The organism is Pseudomonas sp. MS01C9 (assembly GCF_058202755.1).
Genome location: NZ_CM177073.1, coordinates 1,882,987 through 1,896,889 on the forward strand (window position 1 = coordinate 1,882,987; position 13,903 = coordinate 1,896,889).

A 13,903-nucleotide genomic window follows, 5' to 3' on the forward strand; every position below is an offset into this window, starting at 1 on the left:
GCACGGAAGATGTGACAGATGTCACACTGCCATTCCTGTAACGGCAGGAAGGAATGTTTTCTTAGGGTTCAGCTCGATGAATGTTTTTTCAAGATATTGGCACCCATGAAAAAGCCGCTGCTTCGCAAGGAAGCAGCGGCTTTTTCAGGAGAAACGCGTAAGGCTTAGTAGCCCAGCGCGAAGTCCTCTTCTTTCATGTCCATCAGATTGTTGGCGCCCGACAGCATGGCGGCCACGTGGGTACGGGTACGTGGCAGGATGCGCTGGAAGTAGAAACGCGCGGTCTGCAGCTTGGCGGTGTAGAAGGCTTCTTCGGTGGTGCCGGCGGCGAGTTTTTCCGCTGCCAGGCGCGCCATGTCGGCCCAGAAATAGGCCAGGCAGGCATAGCCCGAGTACATCAGGTAATCCACCGAGGCCGCGCCGACCTCTTCGCGGTCTTTCATGGCAGCCATACCGACCTTCATGGTCAGCTCGCCCCATTCCTTGTTCAGCGCAGCCAACGGCTCGATGAACTCCTTGACCGCTTCGTTGCCTTCGTTGCCCTGGCAGAACTTGTGAACGATCTTGGTGAAGCCCTTCAGCGCCTCGCCCTGGGTCATCAGCACCTTGCGGCCCAGCAGGTCGAGGGCCTGGATGCCAGTGGTGCCTTCGTACAGCATCGAGATACGGCTGTCGCGAACGTTCTGCTCCATGCCCCACTCGGCAATGAAGCCGTGGCCGCCATAGATCTGCACGCCGTGGTTGGCCGCCTCAAAACCGACTTCGGTCATGAATGCCTTGGCGATCGGAGTCATGAAGGCCAGCAGTGCATCGGCCTTTTTCTTCTCTTCTTCGTCCACGCCATACTTGACGATGTCGACCTGCTTGGCCGTGAAGTACACCATCGCCCGGTTACCTTCGGCGAAGGCTTTCATGGTCAGCAGCATGCGACGCACGTCCGGATGGACAATGATCGGGTCGGCAGCCTTGTCCGGTGCTTTCGGACCGGTCAGGGAACGCATCTGCAAGCGATCGCGAGCGTATTTCAGGCCGCCCTGGAAGCCGATCTCGGCGTGGGCCAGGCCCTGCAACGCGGTGCCCAGGCGAGCGGTATTCATGAAGGTGAACATGCAGTTCAGGCCTTTGTTCGCCGGGCCGATCAGGAAACCGGTGGCCGCGTCGAAGTTCATCACGCAAGTGGCGTTGCCGTGGATACCCATCTTGTGTTCGATCGAACCGCAGCTCACCGCGTTGCGCTGGCCGATGGAGCCGTCGGCTTGAGGCAGGAACTTGGGCACGATGAACAGCGAGATGCCCTTGGTCCCGGCCGGTGCGTCCGGCAGGCGCGCCAGGACGATGTGGACGATGTTGTCCGCCATGTCGTGCTCACCGGCGGAAATGAAGATCTTGGTGCCGGTTACCTTGTAGGAACCATCGGCCTGGGGTTCGGCCTTGGTGCGAAGCATGCCCAGGTCGGTCCCGCAATGCGGTTCGGTCAGGCACATGGTGCCGGTCCACTCGCCGGAAACCAGCTTGGTCAGGTAAGCCGCCTGTTGCTCGGGCGTGCCGTGCTCGGAAATGGTGTTCATCGCACCGTGGGACAGGCCTGGGTACATGCCCCACGACCAGTTGGCCTCGCCGACCATCTCGCTGACTGCCAGCCCCAGGGATTCCGGCAGCCCCTGGCCGCCATGCTCGACGTCGTGGGCCAGGCTCGGCCAGCCGCCCTCGACGAATTGCTTGTAGGCTTCCTTGAAGCCGGTCGGGGTCTTCACGCCGGACTCGCTCCAGGTGCAGCCTTCGAGGTCGCCCACGCGGTTCAGCGGAGCCAGCACCTGCTCACAGAACTTGGCGCCTTCTTCGAGAATGGCGTCAACCATGTCCGGAGTTGCGTCCTGGCAAGCCGGAAGGCTCTGATAATGCGCTTCGTAGCCGAGCAGTTCGTCACGAACGAAGCGAATATCACGCAAGGGGGCCTTGTAGTCAGGCATAGCGATAAACCTCTGCTGATGTAACCGGGAATGAACGACCGCGAGGATTTGTTGTGGCGGTCAAACAGTTGTTTGAAACATACGTTTACGCCCAAATCTTGTCAAGCGTCGATCCGTTACCACTCGTCCTTCGTCTTGAAATTCATCGAGCCTAACTTGAACCAACGCCACCACTGTCAACCTTTACAGGTTCGGCGTTACGGGAAAACTGACGTACCGGCCAGGAGGCACAGAGCCGTTTGGGTCAAGACTAGCTCCCCCTGGAAGAAAGCACATGGCCACCCAATCCGCAGGAGACAGCTCGACTCGCATTCCAGGCGAACCGGACTGTAAATCTGATACAGACGGTTCTATCAGCTTCAATGGACGAGGTAGCGTCACCACTATCGCTCACGATGGAGAAGCCAGATTGATCTTTGCCTTGCAACTCGAAGATCGTTTTGCACTGACGCGCTACCTGCCTGACGGGATCAAGGACAGGGCCTTCCACGAGCTTGGTTGGAATTTCCTGGATGGCGACAAGAGTTTGCCGACACGCGTACGGATATCGTTAACCGCGTGTTGGTCCAGAATGACGACAAGATTCTCGTCGCCGGTTACGCAAATGCGCCAGACGACCTGCAAAGCGGCTTACTTGTCAGGTCGGAAGCGAACGGTGAGAGGATGGCAGTTGCAATAACGGTGAACCGCTGTTGATTTCCGCACGTTGAACAAACTGAGCCACAACTCGATGGGCCTGCAACCGGACGGCAGAATCGTGGTGGCAGGTACCGCCGTCTCGGCTGGTGTAAAGGTGCAGCAGTACGAGCGCGTGACTCGGAGCGGACAGTTAGAGGGCTTCCTGTTGGCGCAAAGCCCCGGAGACTGCGCAGAGGTAACAGTCCAACCCTTGGGACGGGTTGTCATTGCAGGCAGCTCTGGGGTTGGTAGCGCAATTACCCCAACGGTCTGGGGCTATATCGCAAGTTCATGAGACACCCTGGAATGCACGACAGCCACGAATCGGGTGCACTTCTCTCCACGGCGCCAATGAACGCAAGATCAGGCGAAGGTATCGATCAACGTTCCCAGCATTTCATCGGACGCCTTGGCCACATTGACGCCCAGTTGTACCTGGAACTTGCCTTGGGCCATCTCGACCATGTTGCTGGCCAGGTCTGACTGCTGGCTGCGATCCACCGAACGCAGGCGATCGACCTGTATGTCGGACGACTGGCTGGTCAGCGAACGTTCGATCGTATTGCTGGCGATCTGGCCTGATGCCAGATCGACGCGGCCCTGCCCTGTCTGAATAGTGCTCAGACCGGCGTAGAACGCGGTATTTCCTGAGATTTCCATGGCAGGACTCGTCTTCTTGAAGGATCGACGGTGCTATTGAAGCAGAAGCCTTGGAAAAAGGCCCGTCAAAAACACTAATGGCACAGTGCCGCTTCATAGGCAAAACCTTGGCATGTCTTCATTCCAGCAAATCCAGATGCAGATGCCCAGCCACGATTTCGGCTGTCACGCCCTTGATTCTCGGCACACGACCCAGGCAGGGCGCGGGAAGGCGCTCGGCCAGGGTGGCCAGGTTTTCTTCCAGGCGAGAGGTTTTGGGGTCGATGATGTTCGCCACCCATCCGGCCAGTTGCAAACCATCGCGGACAATCGCCTCGGCGGTTAGCAGGGCGTGGCTGATGCAGCCCAGGCGCACGCCCACTACCAGGATCACCGGTAGGCCCAGAGCCATTGCCAGGTCCGAGAGATTGTCCTGATCGGCCAGCGGCACGCGCCAGCCACCCGCCCCCTCGATCAAGGTGAAATCGGCGTTCAAGGCCAGCACTTCACGCATCGGCCCCAACAACGATTGAACTGTCAGTGCCACGCCCGCTTCCCGGGCCGCTAGGTGCGGTGCGATGGCCGGCTCGAAGGCCACCGGATTGACCTGTGCGTAACCGAGCGGCATCGAACACTCGGCCAACAACGCCAGGGCATCGGCGTTGCGCAGACCTTTGGGAGTGATCTCGCAGCCGGAGGCCACGGGCTTGCCGGCAGCCGTGCTCATACCAGCCTGCCGTGCGGCGTGCAGCAGCCCAGCGGCGACGGTGGTCTTGCCCACATCGGTGTCGGTGCCGGTGATGAAATAAGCCTGGCTCATAGCGGTTTCTCCAAAATGGCGTAGACCACCTGATAAGTCGCCGGCAACCCCTGGGTCTGACGGAACCGCTCGTACGCTTCGACCAGCGCCAGGATCCGTGCCCTGCCCGTCAAGCCACCCGGTCGACCGGGGTTCAGATTGTGGGCGCCCAATGCCTTCAATTCATGAGTCAGGCTGCGCACATCGGGGTAATGCAATACATGGGGGTGTTTTTCGAGACTGACTACAGACAATCCGCTGGCTGCACACAGCTTTCGATAAGTCTCGAACTCGCGGAACCGGTTGACATGCACCAGGCCATCCACCTGACGCCAGCTGTCGCGCAACTCATGCAGGGTGCCCACGCAAAGACTGGTGAAGGCAAACACGCCTCCCGGCTTCAAGACGCGATAAGCCTCGCTCAGGACCGAGTCGAACGCTTCGCACCACTGCACCGCCAGGCTGGAGAACATCAGATCGCAACTCGCCGCCTCAAGCGGCAGCCGCTCTGCGTCGCCGGCAACGAAATACGCGGCGCCCCCCTGGGGCCGGGCGTGCCTGAGCATACCCTCGGCGATATCCAGCGCCAGGCCGTTGGCTTCACCGAAGCGTGCGCCCAAGGCCCGGGTGAAATAGCCAGTGCCGCAACCCAGGTCCATCCAGCGTCCCGGCACCATAGGTGGCAACCGCTCCAGCAGAAGCTGGCCCACGTCGCGCTGCAGTTCGGCCACGCTGTCATAGCTGGCCGCCGCCCGGGAAAACGAGGCTGCCACCTGACGCTTGTCGGGCAGGGCCGGAGGCAGTTTGGGTAGAGACAGATCAGTCATCGCCGGACTCATGCAAGAAAGCCTGGATCGCCCCCGCCACACCGTGGGGATCCTCCAGAAGGAATCCATGGCCGGCCTGTTCGATCAGGCCGACTTCGACGTCCGGCAACAATGCCAGCAAGTCACTGGCCACTTCGGCCGGTACGAGGGCATCGAGCCCGGCGAACAAGTGCAGTTGCGGACCGCGAAAGCGCTGCAACGCGACACGGGTGTCCAACTGTGCCAGCACTTGCAGCCCAGCCAGCAAGACTTCGGGCGACAGGGATGGCGCACCGGCCAGCAGTAACCGCGACAGCCCGCGTGGATCGCCGCAACCCTGGGCGCACAGCAGGCTGAAGCGCTTGAGGGTCTGGCGTGGATCGGCCACGCACCCGGCGAGGAACCCGTCGAAGGTCGACCCGGCCATCGCGCTCGGCCAGTGCTCCCGGACCACGAATGACGCATTGCTCGCCAGGGTCAGCAGACCGCAGCAATGTTCGCCCCGGCGCGCGGCCAATTCCGCGGCCAGCATGCCGCCCAGGGACCAGCCGCCCAACCAGGCGTCCTGGGGTATGGTCGCGTCCAGCTCATCGAGCCATTGGCCAAGATCGCTTGACGCCAGCGTCGGCAGCGGCTCGATTTCCACCCGCAGGTGTTCATCGAGCCCATGCAGCGCGGCCGCCAACGGCTCCAGCGGCGATACGCCCAATCCCCAGCCGGGCAGCAGAATCAGTCGATCACGCATGGCTTGGCTCCGATCCCAGTTGGGCAAAACACTCGGCCAGTGCATTCAACAATAGCTGCACCTGGGCTTCGCTGTGGGCAGCGGTCAGTGTCACGCGCAAACGGGCACTGCCAGCCGGCACGGTTGGCGGGCGGATCGCGGTCACCATCACCCCCCGCTCACGCAGCATCCGCGACAACCGCATTGCCCGCCCGGCATCGCCGATCATGATCGGCTGGATCGGTGTGAAGCTGTCCATCAACTGGAGTCCGATCTGCTCGGCCCCCTGGCGAAACTGTCGGATCAGCATCTGCAGATGCTCGCGTCGCCAATGCTCGCGACGCAGCAGTTCGAGGCTCTTGAGCGTGGCGCAAGCCAGGGCTGGCGGCTGGCTGGTGGTATAGATGTAGGGCCGCGCGAACTGGATCAGGCTTTCGATCAGCTCTTCGCTTCCGGCGACAAACGCCCCAGCAGTACCAAAGGCCTTGCCCAGGGTGCCCACCAGCACCGGTACATCCTCCTGGCCCAGGCCGAAATGCTCGACGACACCGCCTCCGTTGGCACCCAACGGGCCAAAGCCGTGGGCATCATCGACCATCAGCCAGGCCCCTCGGGCCTTGGCCTCCCGGGCCAGGGCCGGCAGGTCGGCAACGTCGCCATCCATGCTGAATACCCCATCGGTCACCACCAGGGTGTTACCGGTGGCTTTCTCCAGACGCTTGGCCAGGCTTTGCGCATCGTTGTGCAAGTAGCGATTGAAACGCGCGCCCGACAACAGCCCGGCGTCGAGCAGCGAGGCGTGATTGAGCCGGTCCTCCAGCACGGTGTCACCCTGCCCCACCAGTGCGGTCACGGCGCCAAGGTTGGCCATGTAGCCCGTGGTGAACAACAGCGCACGGGGACGGCCCGTGAATTCGGCCAGTGCTTGCTCCAGTGCATAATGCGGGCCGCTGTGGCCGATCACCAGATGCGACGCGCCGCCCCCTATACCCCACTGGGACGCCCCGGCGCGCCACGCTTCGATCACCTGCGGATGATTGGCCAGCCCCAGGTAATCGTTGTTGCAGAACGCCAACAAGGATTGGCCGTCCACCACCACTTGCGGCCCCTGTGGGCTTTCGAGCAGTGGGCGCTGGCGATAGAGATTGTCGGCACGACGGGCAGCCAGGCGTGCGGCGAGATCGAAGGGCATGCAGGCCTCGGGTGACACTATTCAAAGACTCAGGGGTTTTCCTGTGGGAGCGGGCTTGCTCGCGAATGCGGCGTGCCAGTCCAAGCATTGTGGCCTGACGCACCGCATTCGCGTGCAAGCCCCGCTCTCACAGGTTTTGCGTCGATTCAGACAGCCGCGTTGTAGAACTGCTCGCTGCTCTTTTGCTCCACCAGCGCCTGTTCGATCGCCGCCTGGTGGACCTCATCGGCATGTTCTTCACGGGCCTCGGGCTGGATACCCAGGCGCGCGAACAGTTGCATGTCCTTGTCGGCCTGCGGGTTGGCGGTGGTCAACAGTTTGTCGCCGTAGAAAATCGAGTTGGCCCCGGCCATGAAGGCCAACGCCTGCATCTGCTCGTTCATCGCCTCGCGCCCGGCCGACAACCGCACGTGGGACTTGGGCATCAGGATCCGCGCCACGGCGAGCATGCGAATGAAATCGAACGGGTCGACATCCTCGGCATTCTCCAGCGGCGTGCCGGCGACCTTCACCAGCATGTTGATCGGCACCGACTCCGGATGCTCCGGCAGGTTGGCCAGCTGGATCAGCAGGTTGGCGCGATCGTCCAGGGACTCGCCCATGCCCAGGATGCCACCGGAGCAGATTTTCATCCCCGACTCACGCACATAGGCCAGGGTCTGCAGGCGCTCGCTGTAGGTGCGGGTGGTAATGATATTGCCGTAGAACTCCGGCGACGTGTCGAGGTTGTGGTTGTAGTAGTCCAGGCCAGCCTTGGCCAGCGCCTCGGTCTGCTCCTGGTCGAGACGCCCCAGGGTCATGCAGGTTTCCAGGCCCATGGCCTTCACCCCCTTGACCATCTCCAGCACGTAGGGCATGTCCTTGGCCGACGGATGCTTCCACGCCGCGCCCATGCAGAAACGGGTCGAACCGATGGCCTTGGCGCGGGCGGCTTCTTCGAGGACCTTCTGCACTTCCAGCAGCTTCTCCTTGTCCAGGCCGGTGTTGTAGTGACCGGACTGCGGACAATATTTGCAATCTTCCGGGCAGGCGCCGGTCTTGATCGACAGCAGCGTGGAGACCTGGACGCGGTTAGGGTCGAAGTGCGCGCGGTGCACGGTCTGCGCCTGGAACAGAAGGTCGTTGAATGGCTGGACGAAGAGTGCTTTGACTTCGGCCAAAGACCAGTCATGACGCAGGTTGGCAGTGGTGCTGGCGCTCATGGGCAATTCCTTGATTATGCTTGGCTGGCGCCTGGGCAATGCAATACCCACAGGCGCGACACGGATGTTCGGCATATTTAAGGAAGAGTCATGAGCTGTCAACCGCAATACAAAGGCCAAGTTTACATCTGGTTAAAAAACAAACAATCCTGCCTGTTATGCGGGGAAACCACTGACACCCCCCAACCCATCTGTACGCCCTGCGAAAGCGAATTGCCCTGGCTCGGCGACCAATGCGGCAGATGCGCCCTGCCGCTGCCCATGGCCGACCTGCTGTGCGGACAGTGCGCCACCCGGCCACCGGCCTACGAACGGGTCTTGGCGCCCTGGGCCTACGATTTCCCGATAGACAGCCTGATCACCCGATTCAAGCATCAGGCCAAATGGCCCCTTGGCCGATTACTGGGCCAATTGCTCGCGCTGTCGCTACAGCACCACTTCGATGAAGGCCTGGAACGCCCCGACGCCTTGGTACCGGTGCCTCTGACTACTCGACGCTTGCGCCAGCGAGGGTTCAATCAGGCGAGCCTGTTGGCGCGCTGGCTCGGCACCGTATTGCAGATCCCTTGTGCAGAAAACCTGTTGCGGCGTGTCCAGGACACGCCAGCCCAGCAGGTGCTCGACGCCCGGGCACGCCGACAAAACCTGCGCCAGGCATTCGCCATGATGGCCGATGCCCCGGTCCGCAATCGGCACCTGGCCCTGGTGGACGATGTGCTGACCACCGGCGCCACCGCCCAGGCCCTGGCCCGGCTGTTGCTCGACGCCGGCGCTGCACGGGTCGATGTGTATTGCCTGGCCCGTACGCCAAAACCGGGTGAGCCGGCTTGACGCGCCAGGCCCAAGGCGCCAACGTCCTTGCATTCACTCTTTCGCACGGTTTTGCGTCATGTCATTGCCCACGCTTCTGACCCAGCACATCGTCCGGCGCCCGCAGCGCATCGCCCTGTTGCAGCATATCGCCGAACAAGGCTCGATCACTCGCGCGGCGAAGAGCGCGGGCCTGAGCTACAAGGCCGCTTGGGATGCCATCGACGAACTGAACAACCTGGCGGATCAGCCGCTGGTGGTGCGCAGTGTCGGCGGCAAGGGCGGGGGCGGCGCACGGCTATCGGAAGAAGGCCAGCGCGTGCTGCGCCTGTACCTGCGCCTGCAAGCCCTGCAGGCGCAGTTGCTGCAGGCGAGCGAGGACGCAGGTGACCTGGGCCTGCTGAGCCGGCTCATGCTACGCACCAGCGCCCGCAACCAGCTGCACGGCACGGTCCTCGGCATCGAGGCCCAGGGCCATAACGATCGGATACGCCTGGAGCTGGCCCGAGGCCTGGTGATCGAGGCGCAGATTACCCATGACAGCACGATGCGCCTGGAGCTGGAGACGGGGACCGAAGTGGTCGCCCTGATAAAAGCCGGCTGGCTGGAGCTGTTCCCCATCGGCCAGGCGCAAGCGCCGGACGACAACGTGCTGCAGGGCCTGATCGAGGAGATCGCCAATGCCAGCGACGGTCCCAGCGAAGTGCGCATCGGCCTGCCCAATGGCCAGACCCTGTGCGCCCTGGCCGACCCGCTCCGGTTGCAGGCTCGAGAATTGACGGTGGGCTCAGCGGTGCACGTGGTGTTTTCGCCGACAAATGTGCTGCTCGGCACACCGTTGTAGCGCGCTGAAACAATAGCTTCATCGACCGGCTTTAAGGTGTCTGCCAAAACCAGCAGGGAGCCTGAGATGAGCCTATTAGAAGAAAACCAATCCACCGACTTGGAAAAAATCGTTGGCCTGAGCCGACGCAGCTTCATCAGCGCCGGCGCCCTGTGCGGGGCGGCGATGTTCCTGGGTGGCAACCTGCTGAGCCGCAGCGTGCTGGCCGCCGTGAGCGAAGGCAACAGCAGGCTGCTGGGCTTCGACAGCATCGCCGCCACCAGCGCTGACACCATCACATTGCCGCCGGGCTACAAGTCCTCGGTATTGATCAGTTGGGGCCAGCCGCTGCAAAGGAATGCGCCGGCCTTCGACCCCAGTGGCAACGGCACTGCCCGGGCCCAGGAAATGCAGTTCGGTGACAACAACGACGGCATGAGCCTGTTCCCGTTCCCCGGTGACAACAACCGTGCGCTGATGGCGATCAACAACGAATACACCAACTACCGCTACCTCTTCTCCCATGGCGGCCTGCCGCAGTCCGCCGAAGACGTGCGCAAGGCCCAGGCCAGCGAAGGCGTCTCGGTGATCGAAGTCCAGCGTCGCCGTGGCCAATGGCAGTTCGTCCAGGAGTCGCGCTATAACCGCAGGATCCACGGCAACACGCCAATCCGCCTGCGCGGCCCGGCTGCCGGACACGAGCTGATGAAGACCAGCGCCGACAAGAGCGGCAAGAAAGTGCTCGGTACCTTCCAGAACTGCGCCAACGGCATGACACCGTGGGGCACCTACCTGACCTGTGAAGAGAACTTCACCGATTGCTTCGGCAGCAGCAAGCCCGACCTGCAGTTCGACGAAGCGCAGAAGCGCTACGGCGCCACCGTTGCCAGCCGTGAGATCAACTGGCACCTGCACGACCCACGCTTCGACCTGGCGAAGAACCCCAACGAGCTCAATCGCCACGGCTGGGTCGTGGAAATCGATCCATTCGATCCAGATTCCACGCCGGTCAAACGTACGGCCCTGGGCCGCTTCAAACATGAGAACGCCGCCCTCGCCCAGACCAATGACGGCCGCGCCGTGGTGTACATGGGCGACGACGAACGTGGCGAATTCATCTACAAGTTCGTCAGCCGTGAACGCATCAACCATCGCAATGCCAAGGCCAACCGCAACCTGCTGGACCACGGCACGCTGTACGTGGCGCGCTTCGATGCCGGTGACGGCAACCCGGACCATCCGAAAGGCAAGGGCCAGTGGATCGAACTGACCCATGGCAAGAACGGCCTCGACGCCAGCAGCGGCTTCGCCGACCAGGCCCAAGTGCTGATCCACGCACGCCTTGCCGCCAGCGCCGTTGGCGCCACGCGCATGGACCGCCCGGAGTGGATCGTGGTCAGCCCGAAAGACGGCCAGGTCTACTGCACCCTGACCAACAACTCCAAGCGCGGCGAGGAAGGCCAGCCGGTGGGCGGACCGAACCCTCGGGCCAAGAACGTCTACGGACAGATCCTGCGCTGGCGCACCGACCGCGACGACCATGCCTCCAAGACCTTCTCCTGGGACCTGTTCGTCGTCGCAGGCAACCCGACGGTGCATGCCGGCACGCCAAAGGCCGGTTCATCCAACATCAATGCGCAGAACATGTTCAACAGTCCCGATGGCCTGGGTTTCGACAAGGGCGGACGGCTGTGGATTCAAACCGACGGCGACTCCAGCAACACCGGGGATTTCGCCGGCATGGGCAACAACCAGATGCTCTGCGCCGATCCTGACAGCGGCGAAATTCGCCGCTTCATGGTCGGGCCAGTGGGTTGTGAAGTGACCGGCATCAGTTTCTCGCCGGACTACAAGGCCATGTTCGTCGGGATCCAGCACCCGGGGGAAAACGGCGGTTCGACATTCCCTGAGCATCAGCCCAATGGCAAGCCACGCTCCTCGGTGATGGTGATCACCCGGGAAGACGGTGGAGTCATCGGCGCCTGACAGGGCCTCATCGCGAGCAAGCTCGCTCCCGCAATGGTTCCGCTATCCCTGTGGGAGCGAGCTTGCTCGCGATAGCGTCAGCACAGCCGCCACCTATCTGCCTCTGTCTGCGCTACCATGCCGGGCCGGACGCGGCAGCCCTGCCGCTGCGCAGGAGTCAGCATGTCCCATCCATTTGAAAACCTCACCCCCGACCTGGTACTCGATGCCGTTGAAAGCATTGGCTTTCTCAGCGACGCCCGGGTAATGGCCCTCAACAGCTACGAAAACCGGGTCTATCAGGTGGGTATCGAGGATGCCGAGCCGCTGATCGCGAAGTTCTATCGCCCCCAGCGCTGGACCAACGAAGCGATTCTCGAAGAGCACCGCTTCACTTTCGAACTGGCCGATTGCGAAGTGCCGGTGGTGGCTCCACTGATCCACAACGGCACCAGCCTGCATGAACATGCCGGATTCCGTTTCACCCTGTTCCCCCGTCGCGGCGGTCGTGCACCGGAGCCGGGCAACCTCGATCAGCTCTACCGCCTGGGGCAACTGCTCGGGCGCCTGCACGCGGTGGGGGCCACTCGCCCCTTCGAACATCGTGAAGCCTTGGGCGTGAAGAACTTCGGCCATGATTCGCTGACCACCGTATTGGAAAGCGGATTCATCCCCCGCAGCCTGCTGCCCGCCTACGAGTCGGTGGCCAGGGACCTGCTCAAGCGTGTCGAAGAGGTCTACGCCGCCACACCCCACCAGAACATCCGCATGCACGGTGATTGCCATCCGGGCAACATGATGTGCCGCGACGAGGTCTTCCACATCGTCGACCTGGACGATTGCCGCATGGGACCGGCAGTGCAGGACCTGTGGATGATGCTGGCCGGTGATCGGCAGGAATGCCTGGGACAGTTGTCGGAATTGATGGACGGGTATCAGGAATTCCACGACTTCGACCCGCGGGAGCTGGCCCTGATCGAGCCCCTGCGCGCGTTGCGCCTGATGCACTACAGCGCCTGGCTGGCGCGGCGCTGGGATGATCCGGCTTTCCCTCGCAGCTTCCCGTGGTTCGGCAGCGAACGCTACTGGGGCGACCAGATACTGGCGTTGCGCGAGCAACTGGCGGCGCTCAATGAAGAGCCGCTGAGGCTGTTCTGACGACCGCCGCGGATCCCTTGTGGGAGCGAGCTTGCTCGCGATTACGCTCGAACATTCGACGCCCTTGTCGACTGACCCACCGCTATCGCAAGCAAGCTCGCTCCCACAGGGGATTGCAGTGAAACGCTCACAAAGGTTCACAGCACAACCCGAAAAATCTCCTTACAATCACGCCTTTGTTAGCTGCCTAAGCAAGGATTCTGCATGCAAGCCGCCAACCCGCGCCGCGGGTATATCCTGGGCCTGAGTGCCTACATCATCTGGGGTCTGTTCCCGATCTACTTCAAGGCCATCGCCAGCGTGCCGTCGGTGGAGATCATCATCCATCGGGTGCTGTGGTCGGCCCTGTTCGGCGCGGCGTTGCTGCTGGTCTGGAAACACCCGGGCTGGTGGCGCGAACTGCGGGACAACCCACAGCGCCTGGCGATCCTGGCCCTGAGCGGGACACTGATCGCGGCCAACTGGCTGACCTACGTCTGGGCGGTGAACAACGAGCGCATGCTCGAAGCCAGCCTGGGTTACTACATCAACCCGCTGGTGAACGTATTGCTGGGCATGTTGATCCTCGGCGAGCGCCTGCGCCGCATGCAATGGCTGGCGGTGGGTTTGGCGGCGGTCGGCGTGGCGCAGCAGGTCTGGCAAGTGGGCAGCCTGCCCTGGGTGTCACTGGTGCTGGCGCTAACCTTCGGCTTCTACGGATTGATCCGCAAGCAGGCACCGGTCAAGGCCCTGCCAGGGCTGGTGGTGGAAACCTGGATGCTGGTGCCGATCGCCATCGCCTGGTTGTTGTTCAATCCCACGGCCACCAGTGCCCAGGCGGCGTTCTGGACCACCTCCGAAGCCTGGTGGCTGGTGGCGGCAGGCCCCGTGACGCTGGTGCCGTTGGTGTGCTTCAACGCCGCAACACGGCATTTGCCCTACACTACCATCGGTTTTCTCCAGTACATCGCGCCGACGCTGGTGCTGCTGCTCGCCGTAATGCTGTTTGGTGAGCACCTGTCGCCCAGCACACTGGTGGCGTTCCTGTTTATCTGGGCCGGGCTGGCGGTGTACAGCGTCGATGCGGTGATCAGCATGCGTCGACGCAGCTGATCAAAAAACGCACAACCATCTACAGGCCACGTCTGGCGTGGCCTG

13 protein-coding genes are annotated in these 13,903 nt (G+C 62.3%); 6 read left to right on the plus strand and 7 right to left on the minus strand.

Going from position 1 to position 13,903, the window contains the following annotated elements:
• Positions 1–164 precede the first annotated feature (164 nt).
• A complete protein-coding gene (locus AC1M7R_RS08755; protein WP_072389798.1) occupies positions 165–1,970 on the minus strand; it encodes a phenylacyl-CoA dehydrogenase in 1,806 nt (601 codons plus the stop codon).
• 274 nt (positions 1,971–2,244) lie between these two features.
• Between AC1M7R_RS08755 and AC1M7R_RS08760 the strand changes: the two genes are divergently transcribed.
• Positions 2,245–2,649 (plus strand): hypothetical protein, encoded by a 405-nt coding sequence (locus AC1M7R_RS08760; RefSeq protein WP_490610356.1) that lies wholly within the window; start codon positions 2,245–2,247, stop codon positions 2,647–2,649.
• 362 nt (positions 2,650–3,011) lie between these two features.
• Here the strand turns inward: AC1M7R_RS08760 and AC1M7R_RS08765 are convergent, their stop codons facing one another.
• The 6 genes from AC1M7R_RS08765 to bioB all read right to left on the minus strand — a co-directional run bounded on the left by AC1M7R_RS08765 (position 3,012) and on the right by bioB (position 8,010).
• Complete coding sequence (locus AC1M7R_RS08765) at positions 3,012–3,308, minus strand: pyrroloquinoline quinone biosynthesis protein PqqE (RefSeq protein ID WP_072431936.1); 297 nt, start codon at positions 3,306–3,308, stop codon at positions 3,012–3,014.
• Positions 3,309–3,426: 118 nt separating this feature from the next.
• Positions 3,427–4,107: a dethiobiotin synthase gene (gene bioD, locus AC1M7R_RS08770; protein ID WP_490610357.1), complete on the minus strand. Its 681-nt coding sequence runs from the start codon at positions 4,105–4,107 to the stop codon at positions 3,427–3,429.
• Positions 4,104–4,913 carry a malonyl-ACP O-methyltransferase BioC gene (bioC, locus tag AC1M7R_RS08775; protein ID WP_072389807.1) on the minus strand — a complete coding sequence of 270 codons (810 nt, stop codon included), beginning with the start codon at positions 4,911–4,913 and terminating at the stop codon, positions 4,104–4,106. Before bioC ends, bioD begins: the two co-directional genes overlap by 4 nt.
• On the minus strand, positions 4,906–5,637 hold the full coding sequence (locus AC1M7R_RS08780; RefSeq protein WP_072389810.1) for an alpha/beta fold hydrolase: 732 nt from the start codon (positions 5,635–5,637) through the stop codon (positions 4,906–4,908). The genes bioC and AC1M7R_RS08780 overlap by 8 nt, the downstream gene beginning before the upstream one ends.
• Complete coding sequence (bioF, locus tag AC1M7R_RS08785) at positions 5,630–6,808, minus strand: 8-amino-7-oxononanoate synthase (RefSeq protein ID WP_490610358.1); 1,179 nt, start codon at positions 6,806–6,808, stop codon at positions 5,630–5,632. The genes AC1M7R_RS08780 and bioF overlap by 8 nt, the downstream gene beginning before the upstream one ends.
• A 146-nt stretch (positions 6,809–6,954) precedes the next feature.
• Positions 6,955–8,010 (minus strand): biotin synthase BioB, encoded by a 1,056-nt coding sequence (gene bioB / locus AC1M7R_RS08790; protein ID WP_072389817.1) that lies wholly within the window; start codon positions 8,008–8,010, stop codon positions 6,955–6,957.
• 90 nt (positions 8,011–8,100) lie between these two features.
• Here bioB and AC1M7R_RS08795 point away from each other — a divergent pair, with 90 nt between their 5' ends.
• From AC1M7R_RS08795 to rarD, 5 genes are all read left to right on the plus strand, one after another.
• Entirely contained in the window at positions 8,101–8,841 is a 741-nt protein-coding gene (locus AC1M7R_RS08795; protein ID WP_072389820.1) for a ComFC family protein, read from the plus strand.
• A 58-nt stretch (positions 8,842–8,899) separates the two neighbouring features.
• Entirely contained in the window at positions 8,900–9,664 is a 765-nt protein-coding gene (locus tag AC1M7R_RS08800; protein WP_490610359.1) for a TOBE domain-containing protein, read from the plus strand.
• A 66-nt stretch (positions 9,665–9,730) separates the two neighbouring features.
• Positions 9,731–11,629 carry a PhoX family protein gene (locus tag AC1M7R_RS08805; protein ID WP_490610360.1) on the plus strand — a complete coding sequence of 633 codons (1,899 nt, stop codon included), beginning with the start codon at positions 9,731–9,733 and terminating at the stop codon, positions 11,627–11,629.
• A 162-nt stretch (positions 11,630–11,791) separates the two neighbouring features.
• A complete protein-coding gene (locus tag AC1M7R_RS08810; RefSeq protein WP_072389829.1) occupies positions 11,792–12,766 on the plus strand; it encodes a serine/threonine protein kinase in 975 nt (324 codons plus the stop codon).
• 204 nt (positions 12,767–12,970) lie between these two features.
• A complete protein-coding gene (gene rarD / locus AC1M7R_RS08815) occupies positions 12,971–13,858 on the plus strand; it encodes an EamA family transporter RarD (RefSeq protein WP_072430856.1) in 888 nt (295 codons plus the stop codon).
• The last annotated feature ends 45 nt before the right edge of the window (positions 13,859–13,903 follow it).

Bases quoted from the DNA above. Each gene is read 5' to 3' on its own strand.
- AC1M7R_RS08805 (WP_490610360.1), top strand. From the start codon at position 9,731: ATGAGCCTATTAGAAGAAAACCAATCCACCGACTTGGAAAAAATCGTT.
- rarD (WP_072430856.1), top strand. From the start codon at position 12,971: ATGCAAGCCGCCAACCCGCGCCGCGGGTATATCCTGGGCCTGAGTGCC.
- bioF (WP_490610358.1), bottom strand. From the start codon at position 6,808: ATGCCCTTCGATCTCGCCGCACGCCTGGCTGCCCGTCGTGCCGACAAT.
- AC1M7R_RS08765 (WP_072431936.1), bottom strand. From the start codon at position 3,308: ATGGAAATCTCAGGAAATACCGCGTTCTACGCCGGTCTGAGCACTATT.
- AC1M7R_RS08755 (WP_072389798.1), bottom strand. From the start codon at position 1,970: ATGCCTGACTACAAGGCCCCCTTGCGTGATATTCGCTTCGTTCGTGAC.
- AC1M7R_RS08795 (WP_072389820.1), top strand. From the start codon at position 8,101: ATGAGCTGTCAACCGCAATACAAAGGCCAAGTTTACATCTGGTTAAAA.
- AC1M7R_RS08800 (WP_490610359.1), top strand. From the start codon at position 8,900: ATGTCATTGCCCACGCTTCTGACCCAGCACATCGTCCGGCGCCCGCAG.
- bioC (WP_072389807.1), bottom strand. From the start codon at position 4,913: ATGACTGATCTGTCTCTACCCAAACTGCCTCCGGCCCTGCCCGACAAG.
- AC1M7R_RS08780 (WP_072389810.1), bottom strand. From the start codon at position 5,637: ATGCGTGATCGACTGATTCTGCTGCCCGGCTGGGGATTGGGCGTATCG.
- AC1M7R_RS08810 (WP_072389829.1), top strand. From the start codon at position 11,792: ATGTCCCATCCATTTGAAAACCTCACCCCCGACCTGGTACTCGATGCC.
- bioB (WP_072389817.1), bottom strand. From the start codon at position 8,010: ATGAGCGCCAGCACCACTGCCAACCTGCGTCATGACTGGTCTTTGGCC.
- AC1M7R_RS08760 (WP_490610356.1), top strand. From the start codon at position 2,245: ATGGCCACCCAATCCGCAGGAGACAGCTCGACTCGCATTCCAGGCGAA.
- bioD (WP_490610357.1), bottom strand. From the start codon at position 4,107: ATGAGCCAGGCTTATTTCATCACCGGCACCGACACCGATGTGGGCAAG.